The sequence below is a fragment of the Allobosea sp. GW821-FHT12C12 genome (assembly GCF_058807355.1).
In genome coordinates, this window is the sequence record NZ_JBXAQP010000013.1 from 89,347 (window position 1) to 104,037 (window position 14,691).

11 protein-coding genes and 2 pseudogenes are annotated in these 14,691 nt (G+C 64.4%); 8 read left to right on the top strand and 5 right to left on the bottom strand.

The annotated features are described in order from the left end of the window. The first annotated feature begins 1 nt into the window (after nucleotide 1). From AC1RRW_RS17775 to AC1RRW_RS17795, 5 genes and pseudogenes are all read left to right on the top strand, one after another. On the top strand, nucleotides 2-304 hold the full coding sequence (locus tag AC1RRW_RS17775) for a sarcosine oxidase subunit delta (protein WP_492902383.1): 303 nt from the start codon (nucleotides 2-4) through the stop codon (nucleotides 302-304). Further along, nucleotides 301-3,294, top strand: a complete 2,994-nt coding sequence (locus AC1RRW_RS17780) for a sarcosine oxidase subunit alpha (RefSeq protein ID WP_492902385.1) — start codon at nucleotides 301-303, stop codon at nucleotides 3,292-3,294. The genes AC1RRW_RS17775 and AC1RRW_RS17780 overlap by 4 nt, the downstream gene beginning before the upstream one ends. A 160-nt stretch (nucleotides 3,295-3,454) precedes the next feature. Next, nucleotides 3,455-3,961, top strand: a complete 507-nt coding sequence (locus AC1RRW_RS17785; RefSeq protein WP_492902386.1) for a sarcosine oxidase subunit gamma — start codon at nucleotides 3,455-3,457, stop codon at nucleotides 3,959-3,961. Between the two features lie 20 nt (nucleotides 3,962-3,981). Continuing rightward, nucleotides 3,982-4,765, top strand: a pseudogene (locus tag AC1RRW_RS17790) (PLP-dependent aminotransferase family protein); the annotation flags it as partial. A 72-nt stretch (nucleotides 4,766-4,837) separates the two neighbouring features. Beyond that, a pseudogene (locus AC1RRW_RS17795) lies at nucleotides 4,838-5,029 on the top strand (L-serine ammonia-lyase, iron-sulfur-dependent, subunit alpha); the annotation flags it as partial. Between the two features lie 87 nt (nucleotides 5,030-5,116). Here AC1RRW_RS17795 and AC1RRW_RS17800 read toward each other — a convergent pair. The 4 genes from AC1RRW_RS17800 to AC1RRW_RS17815 all read right to left on the bottom strand — a co-directional run bounded on the left by AC1RRW_RS17800 (nucleotide 5,117) and on the right by AC1RRW_RS17815 (nucleotide 9,324). Next, nucleotides 5,117-6,178: a quaternary amine ABC transporter ATP-binding protein gene (locus AC1RRW_RS17800; protein ID WP_492902388.1), complete on the bottom strand. Its 1,062-nt coding sequence runs from the start codon at nucleotides 6,176-6,178 to the stop codon at nucleotides 5,117-5,119. Further along, nucleotides 6,165-7,052, bottom strand: a complete 888-nt coding sequence (locus AC1RRW_RS17805) for an ABC transporter permease (protein ID WP_492902390.1) — start codon at nucleotides 7,050-7,052, stop codon at nucleotides 6,165-6,167. The genes AC1RRW_RS17800 and AC1RRW_RS17805 overlap by 14 nt, the downstream gene beginning before the upstream one ends. A gap of 109 nt (nucleotides 7,053-7,161) precedes the next feature. Next, nucleotides 7,162-8,163 carry an ABC transporter substrate-binding protein gene (locus tag AC1RRW_RS17810; protein ID WP_492902392.1) on the bottom strand — a complete coding sequence of 334 codons (1,002 nt, stop codon included), beginning with the start codon at nucleotides 8,161-8,163 and terminating at the stop codon, nucleotides 7,162-7,164. A gap of 141 nt (nucleotides 8,164-8,304) precedes the next feature. Continuing rightward, nucleotides 8,305-9,324 (bottom strand): GlxA family transcriptional regulator, encoded by a 1,020-nt coding sequence (locus AC1RRW_RS17815; RefSeq protein ID WP_492902393.1) that lies wholly within the window; start codon nucleotides 9,322-9,324, stop codon nucleotides 8,305-8,307. 640 nt (nucleotides 9,325-9,964) lie between these two features. On the opposite strand from AC1RRW_RS17815, the gene AC1RRW_RS17820 reads away from it, so the two are divergent. The 3 genes from AC1RRW_RS17820 to AC1RRW_RS17830 all read left to right on the top strand — a co-directional run bounded on the left by AC1RRW_RS17820 (nucleotide 9,965) and on the right by AC1RRW_RS17830 (nucleotide 13,148). After that, entirely contained in the window at nucleotides 9,965-11,209 is a 1,245-nt protein-coding gene (locus AC1RRW_RS17820; RefSeq protein ID WP_492902395.1) for an aromatic ring-hydroxylating oxygenase subunit alpha, read from the top strand. Next, nucleotides 11,199-12,332, top strand: coding sequence for an FAD-binding oxidoreductase (locus tag AC1RRW_RS17825; RefSeq protein ID WP_492902397.1), 1,134 nt, complete (start codon nucleotides 11,199-11,201; stop codon nucleotides 12,330-12,332). The genes AC1RRW_RS17820 and AC1RRW_RS17825 overlap by 11 nt, the downstream gene beginning before the upstream one ends. A gap of 93 nt (nucleotides 12,333-12,425) precedes the next feature. Beyond that, nucleotides 12,426-13,148, top strand: a complete 723-nt coding sequence (locus AC1RRW_RS17830; protein WP_492902446.1) for a haloacid dehalogenase type II — start codon at nucleotides 12,426-12,428, stop codon at nucleotides 13,146-13,148. A 110-nt stretch (nucleotides 13,149-13,258) separates the two neighbouring features. Here AC1RRW_RS17830 and AC1RRW_RS17835 read toward each other — a convergent pair whose 3' ends face one another. Beyond that, the gene (locus tag AC1RRW_RS17835) at nucleotides 13,259-14,593 is read right to left on the bottom strand and encodes an NAD(P)/FAD-dependent oxidoreductase (RefSeq protein WP_492902399.1); all 1,335 of its coding nucleotides are present in this window, start codon (nucleotides 14,591-14,593) and stop codon (nucleotides 13,259-13,261) included. Nucleotides 14,594-14,691: the final 98 nt, after the last annotated feature.

Consider the following 14,691-nt stretch of genomic DNA (forward strand, 5'->3'; position numbering starts at 1 on the left):
GATGCTTCTCATCCGCTGCCCCTATTGCGAGGCCGAGCGTCCCGAAGTCGAGTTCGTCTATGCCGGCGAGGCCCATATCGCCCGTCCCGACGATCCGTCGACGATGTCCGACGAGCAATGGCGCGACTTTCTGTTCATCCGCTCGAACCCCCGCGGTCTCCATTGTGAGCGCTGGCGGCACATGCATGGCTGCGGTCGCTTCTTCAACGCGGTGCGCGACACCATCAGCGACAAGTTCGTGACAACCTACAAGGCCGGGTTTCCGCGCCCGAGCCAAGCCGAAATCGAGGACGCCCGGCCATGAGCGATTGCCGAGTTTCCGCCACGGGGCGCATCGACCGCGACACGCCGGTCCGCTTCAGCTTCGACGGCGTAGCCTATGGCGGCTTCCTGGGCGACACGCTCGCCTCGGCCCTGCTCGCCAACGGCGTGCATCTCGTCGGCCGCTCGTTCAAATACCATCGCCCGCGCGGCATCCTCTCGGCCGGCTCGGAGGAGCCGAACGCTCTGGTCGGCACTGATCGCGGACCAGGCCGGGTCGAGCCGAACACGCGCGCGACCGTGCTCGAGATCTCGGAGGGGCTGACCACGACGAGCCAGAACCGCTGGCCGTCGCTGAGATGGGATGTCGGCGCGATCAACGACGCGCTCTCCCCGCTGTTCTCGGCCGGCTTCTACTACAAGACCTTCATGTGGCCGAAGTCTTTCTGGAACCGGGTCTACGAGCCCTTTATCCGCGGGGCGGCGGGTCTCGGCAAGCCTCCGACAGAGCCCGATCCAGATGTCTATTCCAGCCGCTTCGGCCATTGCGACGTGCTGATCGTCGGAGCCGGGCCGGCCGGTCTGGCGGCCGCGCTGGAGGCCGGACGCGCTGGAGCGAGAGTCATCCTCGTCGATGAGCAGGCGGAGCTCGGCGGCTCGCTGCTCTCCGAGACCGATGCCGGCATCGACGGCGGGTCCGGATGGGCCTGGTTGAAGGCCAACGTGGACGAGCTCTCCGCGCTGGCGAATGTGACGCTGCTGCCACGCACGACGGCGATCGGCTATTATCACCAGAACTTCGTCGGGCTATGTCAGCGGCTGACCGACCACCTTTCCTCGCCGCCGGAAGGCGCGCCGCGCGAGCGGCTCTGGAAGATCCGTGCGAAACAGGTGGTGCTCGCCCAGGGCGCGATCGAAAAGCCCCTGGTCTTCGACGGCAACGATCGCCCCGGTGTCATGCTCGCGGGCGCGGCCCGCAGCTATCTCAACCGCTATGGCGTGAAGGTCGGCGACCGCCCCGTCATCGTCACCTCGCATGACAGCGCCTGGCTGGCCGCTTTCGACCTCGCCAGGGCCGGGGTCGCGGTCGCGGCGATCGTCGACATCCGCACCGATGTAGCCGGCCATCTGACGTCGGCGGCTGCGGCGTTGGGTATCGAGGTTCTCACCGGCTGGACGCCGACCGGGACCAAAGGCAGGCTGAGGGTCAGCTCCGTCCGCATCAATCCCGTCGCTGGCAAGACCGGCGGTGCGCGCATGATCGCCTGCGACGCCCTGCTGATGAGCGGCGGCTGGACCCCGAGCGTCCATCTCTTCTCGCACACCCGAGGCAAGCTCGATTGGCAGGAGGAGGCGCAGGCCTTCCTGCCGGGCGAGCCGGCCGAGGCCGGCCGCTGTGCGGGGGCCGGCAACGGCGCCTTCGGCCTCGCCGCCGCGCTTGCGCAAGGGGCCGAGGCCGGTGCGGCTGCCGCATCCGATGCCGGCTTCGAAGCAACAGTCTCGACCTATGAGGTCGACGGCGAGGTCGCGCTGACAGGTGCGAACAACCGCGAGCTGCCGACCGATCGCAACGCGGCGACGGCGAAAGCTTTCGTCGATTTCCAGAACGACGTCACGGCCAAGGACATCCGCCTCGCAGTCCGCGAAGGCTTCCGGTCGATCGAGCACATCAAGCGCTACACCACCAACGGCATGGCGACCGACCAGGGCAAGACCTCCAACATCAACGGTCTCGCCATCGCGGCCGATGCGGTGGGCCAGCCTGCTCCCATGGTCGGGCTCACCACCTTCAGGCCGCCCTATACGCCGACGACGTTCGGCGCCTTCGTCGGCTACAGCCGCGGCCGCCTGTTCGAGGTGACCCGCAAGACGGTGATCGACGGCTGGGCCGAGGCGAACGGCGCGGTCTTCGAGCCGGTCTCGCTCTGGCGTCGGGCCTGGTATTTCCCTAAAGCGGGCGAGGACATGCATGCGGCGGTCGCGCGCGAATGCACGGCCGTGCGCACGTCGCTCGGCATCTTCGACGCCTCGACTCTCGGCAAGATCGAGATCGTCGGGCCCGATGCGGCCGAATTCATGAACCGCATGTACACCAACCCCTGGAGCAAGCTCGCGCCCGGCCGCTGCCGCTACGGCCTGCTGCTGGGCGAGGACGGCTTCATCCGCGACGACGGCGTCATCGGCCGGCTGTCGAGCGACCGTTTCCACGTCACCACCACGACCGGCGGCGCCGCGCGGGTGCTGGCCATGATGGAGGATTATCTCCAGACCGAGTGGCCCGACCTCAAGGTGTGGCTGACCTCGACGACCGAGCAATGGGCGGTCATCGCGCTCAACGGTCCCAATGCACGCCGCCTGCTGGAGCCGCTGGTCGAAGGCATCGACCTCTCCGACGACACATTTCCGCACATGGCCGTCGCGGAGGGCCGGATTTGCGGCGTGCCCATGCGCCTGTTCCGCGTCAGCTTCACCGGCGAGCGGGGCTACGAGGTCAACGTGCCGGCGCGCCATGGCCGCGCCGTCTGGGACAGGCTGATCCACGACGGGCAGGTCTACGGCATCACGCCCTACGGCACCGAGACCATGCACGTCCTGCGCGCCGAGAAGGGCTACATCATCGTCGGGCAGGACACGGACGGCACGCTGACGCCCGACGATGCCGGGCTCGGCTGGGCTATCGGCAAGGCGAAGCCGGATTTCGTCGGCAAGCGCTCGCTGACGCGGCCGGACATGCTCAAGGCCGATCGAAAGGAGCTCGTCGGGCTCCTGACGGTCGACCCGAAGATCGTGCTCGAAGAGGGGGCGCAGATCGTGCTCGACCCCGACCAGCCCTGCCCCATGGCGATGGTAGGCCACGTGACCTCCGCCTATTGGAGCACCGTGCTCGGCCGCTCCATCGCGCTTGCGGTGATCGAAGGCGGCAGGGCGCGCATCGGACAGATCGTGCATGTCCCCATGCCGGACCGCACGCTGCGTGCGGAAGTAACCGGGACGGTCTTCGTCGATCCCGACAATGCGCGCTTGAGCGCATAGGGCGCCGATCATGAGCATATATCAGTATCATCCTCCGTTTGGGCGCGCGCCTGACGTCGATACCGAGTCAACAGTGACTAAGCCCGCGGTGAAGGAAGCATCGGCTCGAGCGTATGAGTTTCATCCTCCGCCATGCCGCGCGCTGAACATCCATGGCGGTTTGTCGTTCACCCTCACCCTGGTCGCCGATGCCGCCCGCTTCAGCCTCAGGATCGACCCGCACCATCTCGATGCCGCCTCGCAGGTCTATGGGCTGGCCTTACCGCAGACGATCGGCGGCATGGCCTCGTCCGCCGACAGGGGCGCGGTCTGTTTGGGACCCGACGAATGGTATCTCGTCGTCCCAATTCCAGAGGAAGAAAGCATCGAGCAGCGCTTTTCGACGCTTTACGCCACGGTCCCGCACAGCCTGGTCGCTATCGGTCACCGCGAGACGGGGATCCTGATCTCGGGCGCGGGGGCGGCTTTTGCGCTGCAATCGGCGATCGCCTTCGATGTCGAGGCGATGTCGGTCGGCAGCGGCTGCCGGACCATCATCGACAAGGCCCAGATCATCCTGCTGCGCGAGGCGCCCGACAGCTTCCGCATCGAGGTCTGGCGCTCCTTCGCCGACCATGTCTGGCACTTGCTGCAAACCGTCGGGCGCGAAATCGAGCACGGCCTCTGACAGGTCGACAGGAGCGGATCGTGCTGCAAACCCGTTCGCCGCATGTGATCTCCGACCCCTCCATCGCCGCCGCCATCGCCCGCGAGCTTGCTCGCCAGCAGGATCAGATCGAGCTGATCGCCTCGGAAAACATCGCCTCCGCCGATGTGCTCCGGGCTCAGGGCTCGGTGCTGACCAACAAATATGCCGAGGGTTATCCCGGCCGGCGCCATTATGGCGGCTGCGAGTTCGTCGACGAGGTCGAGACGATCGCGATCGCCCGCGCCAAGCAATTGTTCGGGGCCGCCTTCGCCAATGCGCAGCCGCATTCGGGAGCGCAGGCCAACCAGGCCGTCTTCTTCGCCTTGCTCCAGCCCGGCGACAGGATCATGGGGATGTCGCTCGCCCATGGCGGCCATCTCACGCATGGTTAGCCGGTCACCATGTCCGGCAAATGGTTCGACGTGGTCAGCTACGAGGTCCGCCGCTCCGACCAGCGGATCGACTACGAGGACCTGCGCGCCCGTGTCCTCGTAACGCGACCAAAACTGATCGTTGCCGGCGCCTCCGCCTAGTCGACCTCCGCCCCAAGGACGTGACCGGGCGCGACGCGGAGCGCGCTCGGGAGCGGGCCGGCCTGACCTGCAACAAGAACGCGATACCCTTCGATCCCGAAAGCCGGCGATCACGTTGGGCGTCCGCTTGGGACCTCGGCGGGCGCCACGCGCTGCTTCGGCGAACAGGAGTTCCGGCCGCGTGGGAGAGCTGATCCCCGATGTGATCGACGCTCTCGCGGCCACCGGCTCCCAAGGCGATCCGGCGATCCGGCGATCCGGCCATGTGGCCTTATCCGTTCGAGAATGCGGCCGCGATGCCGTGCATGGCCCGCGACAGCGGGTTCCCTGCATCGAACGCAACGGCATCGGCGCCATGAAGGCGGCGGCCTCGCTGGCCCTGCACGGCGACGGATCGCATTTCATGCCGCTCGACAACTGCATCGAGGCGATGCGCCAGACTGGCGAGGAGATGAGCACGATGTTCAAGGAGACGAGCCTGGGCGGCCTGGCGGTCAACCTGCCGGACTGCTAGCTCTAGCGACGTTCTCTCACCCGCTGATCCCCTGATCACTCCGACGACGCGGCTGTGCTGCGATGGGCCGGCCGCCGGGCATGGCTCTCACGCCGAAACCATCGCTGCGACGAGGCGGTTGAGAGACAGACATCCCAGCCTCTGGCCGCGATCGTCGACGACGACGAGATGCCCCTTGCCGGATTCGAGCAGCACGGACGCGGCCTGCTCCAGCACCGTGCCCTTGCGGATTTCGACCCCGTCGGGGCCGCCATCCGCGGAGTCCGGCTCCATCACCGTCTGGACCTGGATGACGCGCCCGCGGTTGATGTGCCGCACGAAGCTGCTGATGTATTCGTCCGCGGGATTCAGGACGATATCCTGGCAGGCGCCCTTCTGGATCACCTCGCCGTCGCGCAGGATCGCGATGCGGTCGCCCAGACGCAGCGCTTCGTCGAGATCATGCGTGATGAACACGATCGTCTTCCTGATCTCCTTCTGGAGCCCGAGGAGAATGGTCTGCATGTCGACGCGGATGAGCGGGTCGAGCGCGGAGAAGGCCTCGTCCATCAGCAGGATCGGCGCGTCGTTCGTCAGCGCCCGCGCGAGACCGACGCGCTGCTGCATCCCTCCCGAAAGCTGATTGGGATACCGGGTCTCGAAACCCGTCAGGCCCACCCGTTCGAGCCAGTACATCGCGGAGTCGATCTGCCGGGCTCTCGGCAGGCCGCGCAGTTCGAGCCCGTAGACCGTGTTTTCCAGCACGTTGCGATGCGGCAGGAGGGCGAATTTCTGGAAGACCATCGCGGTCTTGTGCCGCCGGAACTCGCGCAACTCCCGCTCCGACATTTTGACGACGTCGTCGCCGCCGATCAGCACCTCGCCGACGCTCGGATCGATCAGGCGGTTGATGTGCCGGATCAAGGTCGACTTGCCGGAGCCCGACAATCCCATGATGACCTGGATGGAGCCGGCCGGCATGTCGATATTGATGTTGTTGAGGCCGACGACATGGCCGTGCCGTTCCAGAATCTCGGCCTTGCCGACCCCCTCCCGAAGCAGGGGAACGATCCGGTCCGGGCGCGGGCCGAATATCTTCGACAGGCCTTTGACCTCGATCCCGAGATGGTTCTGCCCGAGAGGGCTTTGCGCCGCATCAGTCATGGGCATGGCCCTGATGTTTCTGGATGCGTTTGCCGAACGCCTGGGTGATCCGGTCGAAGATGATCGCGATGCCGACGATCGCCAGGCCGTTGAACATGCCCATGGTGAAGTACTGGTTGTTGATCGCCCGCAGGACCGGCTGACCCAGGCCTTGCACGCCGATCATCGAGGCGATGACCACCATGGCCAGGGCCATCATGATGGTCTGGTTGATCCCGGCCATGATGGTCGGCATCGCCAAGGGCATCTGCACGTTCTTGAGCTTCTGCCAGCTCGAGGAGCCGAACGCGTCGGCCGCCTCGAGGACCTCCTTGTCGACGAGCCGGATGCCGAGATTGGTCAGGCGGATGATCGGCGGTATCGCGTAGATCACGACGGCGATCAGCCCCGGCACCCTGCCGATCCCGAGCAGCATGACGACCGGAATCAGGTAGACGAAGCTCGGCAGAGTCTGCATCACGTCCAGCACCGGGTTGACGACGCTCTGCACGCGATCGGAGCGCGCCATCACGATGCCGATGGGAATGCCGAGCATCAGCGCGATGACCGTGCAGACGAAGATCATGGAGATCGTCCGCATCGTGTCTTCCCACATGCCGAAATACCCGATCAGCAGAAGCGTCACGATCGCGCCGGTTACGATCGACCAGCTACGGCTGGCGACCCAGCCCAGCACGCCGATCACGGCGATGACGATCAGCCAGGGCGTGTTGAGGAGCAGCCATTCGGATTGGATGAGAAAATAGCGCAACGGCTCGAACAGGGCTTCGATCGCAGAGCCATAGGCACGGGTGAAGCCGCGAAAGGCGTCGTCGATGCCGAGGCGAAGAATCCTCAGCTTGTCAGCATCAAGATTCGGGAATTTCCAGAACCAATCCATGCCGATCCCCTCATCTCGGATTGCAGAAAGCCTGTCGCGGCTGCCGAGCAAGCGGCGCCCGCCGATCCGCAGGGGATCGTCGGGCCTTTCTCGTCAGGCAGCCGGGACTTCAGAGAGCCGCCTGAATCTTCTTCGCAGCCTCGGGCGAGACCCACTTCGTCCAGATCTCCTTCTGGTTGCGAAGGAAGTACTTGGCGCCATCTTCGCCGGCCGCCTGGTTGGCCGTCATCCAGGCGAGCAGGGTGTTGACGGTGGCGTTCGACCAGGTGCGGGCCTTGAAATAGTCGATGACCGGCTGGCCGGCGCGTTCGGCGAACTTCGCCGTCACCAGGGTCTGGACGCGGTCGGTGGGCCAAGCGTTCGGTTTGGGATCGGGGCAGTCGGCCTTCGCGTTGCAGCGAACCCATTCGGCGGCGTCGGACGGCACGCCGAAATCGAGCTTCACCATCTCGTAGCGCCCGAGGATGGAGGTGGGCGACCAGTAATAGCCGAGCCAGCCTGTCTTGCGCTCGTTGGCTCTGGCGATCGAGCCGTCGAGCCCGGCCGCAGAGCCGGTGTCGACCAGCGTGAATCCCGCCTTCTCGCCGCCATAGGCCTTGAAGAGCTGCGACGTGACGATCGTGCCGCCCCAGCCTTGCGGGCCGTTGAAGACGGCGCCCTTCGACGGATTCTCCGGCGCCGGGAACAGGTCGGGACGACGCAGCGCGTCGGCGATCGTCTTGATGCCGGGATTGGCTTCGATGATGTATTTGGGAACGAACCAGCCTTGGATCGCGCCGTCGGAGATGGCGTCGCCGGCGACGACCAGCTTCTTCTCGGCCAGGCCACGCTTCATGACCTCCGGGACGAGATCGACCCAGCCTTCCGGCGCGATGTCGGGCTGACCCTTCTCGACCATCGAGGTCAGGGTCGGGACGGTATCTCCGGAGATGATCGAGACGGTGCAGCCATATCCGGTTTCGAGGATGAACTTGTCGATGCTGGCCAGCACCTGGGCGCTCTGCCAGTTCATCGCGGCGATCGTCGTCTCACGGCACTGCGTCTGCGCCGCAGCCGGCCCCGCCGTGCCGAGCCCGATGGCAAGGCAGCTCAATGCAGTTAGGTATTTCATTTTTCGTTCCCCTGATGCGGCGCACGACTATCAGCTCTCCCGGCGGCGCCGCTGTCTCCGGAAGATTGCGGTAGCTGACTCGACCTTTCGCCTCCTGCGGCGCTCCGAAGACCGGCAAGCGGGCCTTGCGTCGCGCACCCGTCATGCCACGCCCGCGACAGATCCCGCCGCGCCGCGCGGGGGCCTGGGCTTGCGCCCCTCCTGCGGCGAGCAGCCATAAGTGTCGCGATAGCACTTGGAAAAATGGGAGGCGGACGAGAAGCCGCTGGCGATGGCGATCTCGACGATCGGCATGCTCATCTGCTGTAGAAGCAGCCGGGCACGCTCCAGCCGCAGCTTCATGTAGTACCGGGCCGGGGAGTTGCCCAATTCGTTGCGGAACAGCCGCTCCACCTGCCGCCGGGTCAAATCGAGACCGGCGATGAGCCGTTCGACCGGGACCGGGTCGGTCAAGCTCTGCTGCATCCGCTCGATCAGGTGCGCGACGGCGGGGTGGGTTTTCTGGTCGGACGATGCGAAGGGCAGCCTTTGACGATCGTCGGCCTTGCGGATGCGGTCGACGATCGCGAGCTCGCAGACGCCGGCGACGACGTCGTCGCCATAGTCTCGCCGGATGATGTGGAGCATCATGTCGAAGGATGCGGCGCCGCCGGCGCAGGTATGGATCGCGCCGTCGATCTCGAACAATCCGGTCCGGACCGAGGCATCCCTGAACTGTTCGACGAAACCGGGCTGGTTTTCCCAGTGAATGACGCATTTGCGATTATCGAGGAGCTTCGCCCGTCCGAGCATGTGGGCGCCCGTGCACAGGCTCGCGACCGCGACCCCGTTTTGCCGGCACTCGCGCAGCCAGGCCTCCATCGCCTTGCTGGAATAGCGCTCGACGTTGAGGCCCCCGCAGACGACCACCATGAAGGGCTTGCTCAGGCGGAAGGAGTGCTGCCGCTCCATCAGGATGGAACTGTCGTTCCGGAGCGATACGCCGCAACTGGCGCGAGCCTCGTTGCCGTCGCTCGTGGTCAAGCGCCAAGTATAGGCATCATGGCCGAGAACAGCGTTTGCCAGCCGCAATGCCTCTATTGCCGATGAGAACGCCAGCAAGGTGAACTCGGGCATAAGACAAAAAACGAACAGGCGCGGTTTAATATTTGCGCTTCCCATTTACGGTCACCAGCTATGCGTTCATCAACAGCTCATATAATTGACCGAAAAGGCATTCTGCATTTGTAGAAATTACGGCATGGGACCGATCGCCATAGGACTGCCGCGACAAAGGGCCTGTCATTTCGCGACAGGCCGCCAGGCCCGTCAAATGCCCTGCTGTCCGGTTGAGATGTTTAAGTGCTTGAAAACACATGACTTCGCAGCCCCGTGTCCACAGCGCCGAAATTCCGGGCATTCGTAAGCAAATTCAAAGGCTTGAAATCACTATGAATTTGGAGCCGTGCCGCGGACGCGGGTTCTGCGTCCTGCCGGCCGGCCTCCCGATGAGGGCCGGCTCGACTGACAGCTTTGCGAAAAGGCGATGTCGCAGCGATATCCTTCTGTGCTGGGGCAGGCTGCTAGATTACCATCATCCGTATTTGGGCTCCGTCGGCGAGCACGATGGGTCGTCTGCCCCGAAAGGCCGCTTTCCAGCCGGCGCTCCTCTTGGACGGGACGCCGGATAGAAGGGAGTGTCGATCGCCGGAATGGCGCTCTTGCGCGGGCCGATCGATCGCAAAAGGATGATGTGGCGTATCGTCAGGCGGCCCCAGACCGTCCGCCGCATCCCGAGACGTCTCCGAGAGAGGACAGGTCCATGAGCGTCCGTAGTGAAATGCTGCAACTGCTCCGTGCGCGGAAGTACGGGCACTCCTTGCCGCAGCCGTTCTACATCGACCCCGATTTCTTCACGGCCGACATGGAGCTGATCTGGTATCGCGACTGGCTTTTCGCCGGCCACACCTGCGAGATCCCGAAGGCCGGCAACTACGTCACCCTCCAGATCGGCACTTATCCGGTGGTGGTGGTGCGCGATCGCGCCGGCCAGATCAGGGCGTTCCACAACACCTGCCGCCATCGCGGCAGCCGCGTCTGCACCAGCGCGAAAGGCACTGCGGCGAGACTCGTCTGCCCCTATCATCAGTGGACCTACGACCTCGACGGCAAGCTGCTGTTCGCACGCCAGATGGCGGAGGATTTCGATCCCCTGGCCCATTCGCTCAAGCCCGTCGCCTGCGAGAGCGTGGCCGGCTACATCTTCATCTGCCTGGCCGACGATCCGGTGGATTTCCAGCCGTTCCGGACGCTGATGGAGCCCTATTTCGCGCCTCATCGCTTGACGGAGGCGAAGATCGCCCATGAGGCCACGATCATCGAGAAAGGCAACTGGAAGCTCGTCTGGGAAAACAACCGCGAGTGCTACCACTGCGCCGCCAACCATCCCGAGCTCTGCAAGACCTACCCCGAGGCGCCCAATGTGACGGGCGTGAGCGGCGGCGACGATCCCGAGATGGTCGAGCATTGGACGAAATGCGAGGCGGCGGGCCTGCCGGCGCGCTTCACCATCAACGACGACGGTCAGTTCCGCGCCATCCGGGCGCCGCTCCTGCGCAACGCCGTGAGCTACACCCTGACCGGCAAACCGGCCGTCCAGCGCCATCTGTCGGACCAGGTGAATGCCGACCGCATCGGCGCGCTGATGCTGTATCACTATCCGACGACGTGGAACCACGTCCTGATCGACCATGCGGTGACGTTCCGGTTGGTTCCGCTCAGCGCCAACGAGACGGAGGTGACGACGAAATGGCTGGTCCACAAGGACGCGGTCGAGGGCGTGGACTACAAGCTCAATGAGCTGATCCATGTCTGGACCGAGACCAACGACCAGGATCGCCAGATCGTGGAGGAGAACGCCTTCGGCATCCGCTCCCCGGCCTATGAGCCCGGCCCCTATTCGGAACTTCACGAAGGCGGGGTGATCCAGTTCGTCGAATGGTATAGCGGCTTCATGGAGCCGCGCCTGCGCGGAGCCGGAGCGACCGCCCTCAAGGATGTCGCCTAACGTGACAAACCCGGACGTCACGGAAGATGCCGGCCCGTACCGGCATCTCGACGAGATGAAGCCCTGGAACGACCGCCTCCAGACGCTGGAGGTGACCGGCGTCGTCGACGAGGCCCCGGAGGTGAAGACCTTCACCTTCCGGTCGGACGCGCAAACCTGGTTTCGCTACCGGCCCGGCCAGTTCGTGACGCTCGAGCTGCCGACGAGCGACGGGCAGCTGATGCGGACCTACACGCTGTCCTCCTCGCCGAGCCGCCCCTTCTCCATCGCCATAACCGTAAAAGCGCAGCCGTCTAGCGTCGGCACGCGCTGGATGTTCAACAATCTCAAGCCGGGCAGCCTGGTCAAAGCCTACGGACCGACCGGCAATTTCACGTCTCACGCCCATCCGGCGTCGAAATACCTCTTCCTCTCGGCCGGCTCGGGCATCACGCCGCTGATGTCGATGCTGCGCTGGTTCGCCGATTGCGCGCCCGGAACCGACGTCGTCTTCGTCACCTGCGCCCGCCGGCCGGAAGACATCATCTTCCGCGGCGAGCTCGAGCTGATCGCTAGCCACATGCCGGCGCTCTCGCTGAGCTTCGTCGTGCAGGAGCGATCCCTGCGGAGAAGCTGGTCGGGCCATATCGGACGCATCGACGCGATCCGCTTTCCGCTGCTGAGTCCCGATTTCCGCGACCGCGAGATCTTCTGCTGCGGGCCGGACCCTTTCATGGCGGGGATGCGGGACGTGCTCGCCACATCGGGTTTCGCCATGGCGCGCTATCATCAGGAGAGTTTCGGCGAGGTACCGCGCGAGGCTCCCCTCGCGCCGGTCTCGGGTCGCTTAGAGACGGAGGGAGCGCCGGGCGCAGCACCGGGAACCGTCGCAATCCGTTTCGCGCTGTCCGAAGTGGACGGAGAATGCGTCCCCGGACAAACGGTGCTACAGGCGGCGCGGGCCGCGGGCGTTCGCATCCCCTCCGCCTGCGAGTCCGGCCTCTGCGGAACCTGCAAGGTCAGGAAGCTCTCAGGCGACGTGGAGATGAACCATAATGGCGGTATCCTCGACGACGAAATTGACGAGAATTACATCTTGGCATGCTGCTCGCGGCCCTTGACGGGGCTCGAAATCGAAGCCTAAGCGGAGATAGCGTGAGCCATGGTCGATGCGCTTCGAAACGATGCTATTCAATCGGGCCTGCTGAAATTGAGCTTCGGATGTCAGGGCGAAATTATGAGGTTGACCGATTTCAAGGTCCTGACCTTCGACTGCTATGGAACGCTGATCGACTGGGAAACGGGATTGCTCGAAGGCCTCGTTCCACTGATGAGCCGGCTCCCGGCGGCGCCTTCGCGCGACCGGGTTCTCGAAGCCCATGCGCGCCACGAGTCCTCGCAGCAGTCGCAGACCCCAACGAAGGCTTACCGAGACCTGCTGCCGATCGTCTACAAGCGCCTGGCGGAAGAATGGGGCCTTTCCGTCACCTGGGAAGAATGCGTGGCTTATGGCCGATCGGTAGAAAACTGGCCTGCCTTCAGCGATTCCGCTGGAGCCCTCCAGTATCTCAAGCGTTACTACAAGCTGGCGATCCTGTCGAACGTCGACAATGAGAGCTTCGCCGCCAGCAACAAACGGCTTCAGGTCGCATTCGACGCGGTCTATACGGCCGAGGATATCGGCTCCTACAAACCGTCGGATCGAAATTTCGACTACATGCTGGCGAAGCTGGAGATGCTCGGCATCAAGAAGCACGAGATCCTCCATACGGCCGAGAGCATGTACCATGATCATGCTCCGGCAAACCGGCACGGCCTGGCATCCTGCTGGATCTACCGCCGGCATGACCAGAGCGGTTTCGGCGCCACCTTGCATCCCGGAGAGATGCCGACATACGATTTCTGTTTCAACAGCATGGCGGATTTCGCCAAAGCCCACGAAAAAGCCCTGCGCGGCTGAGCGAACTGCGCTCAATGACCCAAACGAATAATTTTAAGGCGTGTCACGAACGGTGGGTGTGGGGATGCGCGCCATCCATAAGAAGGACATCCGGGTGGACGGTCATCTCGCTACATCATTTCGGGCCGCCGGATGGCTGAGCCATCGGTGAAGCGATTTAACCGGTAAGGCGTAGGGTCGACATAAGGCTTTTCTCCCAGGGCCAGTTGGCTTGCCAGGAATCCCGCGCCGGGGCCGACGCCGAAGCCATGGCCGCTGAAGCCTGAGGCGATCACCAGACCGGGCAGCGCATCAACCGTCGAAATGACAGGCAAGAGATCTGGAGCCGTGTCGATCATCGACCCCCACGAGGCTGCCACCTCGATTCCCTGCAAGGCGGGAAATTCCTGGACGAGATTCGCGATGGCCGTCTTCACGAGTTCACCGTCGGGAGCCGGATCCAACACCCGGATTCTTTCGAAGGGCGAAACCTCGTCATTGTGCCAGCGACCGGCAGCTTCGGGGCCATTCCAGAAGCTGCTGTTGATGCGATAATTTAGCTTCTTCGCCAACTTCGCGCGGTACATCTGGTAAAACTTGGTTGCATATCGTAAGTTTTGCGGCGCGATGTTCAGCGTGCCGTGGCCGGGCACCGCGAGCGTGTATCCCCCATCCAGGCGGCGCCTCAGTGCGAAGTTTGGAGCATAGAAATTCCCGGCGGTGAGAATATTCTCAGCGGGTTGCGTGCGGAGCGCGGTTCCGCCGATATTCGCCACCGGAAGGTCGATGTCGTGGTGGCGGCAGAAGCGGGAGTTCCAGGCGCCGCCGGCCGCCACCACGATGGAGGATCGGATCAGGCCCCGCTCGGTCCAGACGCCTACGACGCGTCCATCGGTGATCTCGAGGCCGCGAGCCGCGCAGTTCTGGTGGAGCGAAACGCCAAAGGCCTTGGCGCCTTCGGCTATGGCCGGCGTCGCCATGGCTGGTTCTGCGCGGCCATCGGTCGGCGACCAGACGCCGCCGGCCCAGCGCGACACGCTTCCAGGCGAACGTTCTTTCGCCTGGGCGCCGGTAAGGAGCTCGCTGTGGAACCCCTGTTCCTTCGCCGACAGGCCCCATTTTTCCCATGTAGCGACAACCGCCGGATCATTGGTGCAGAAGAGGTTGCCCGTCCGCCGGAAGCCGAGGTCACGCCCGATCTCCTGGCCGATCTCCTCCCAGCGTCGCAGGCTGTGCATGGCAAGCGCGAGCTCATGGAGATCACGATTCTGCTGCCGCACCCACCCCCAGTTGCGGCTCGATTGCTCGCCGGCCACAATGCCCTTGTCGAGGAGAGCGACCGAAACGCTCTTCCGGGCGAGTTCATAGGCGGTGCAGACGCCCACGATGCCGGCGCCAATGACGATCGCGTCTACATGCGTGGGAAAGTCGAGGCTGTTCTGGACACTGTCTATCTGGATTGCCATCACTCTGACCTTGTTCGAATCTTTCGCCGCACATGGCGCGGATTTATCGATGCCGTTCCCGCCCGCCGCCCCGCCTGATAGTCGACCGATGGGTTATC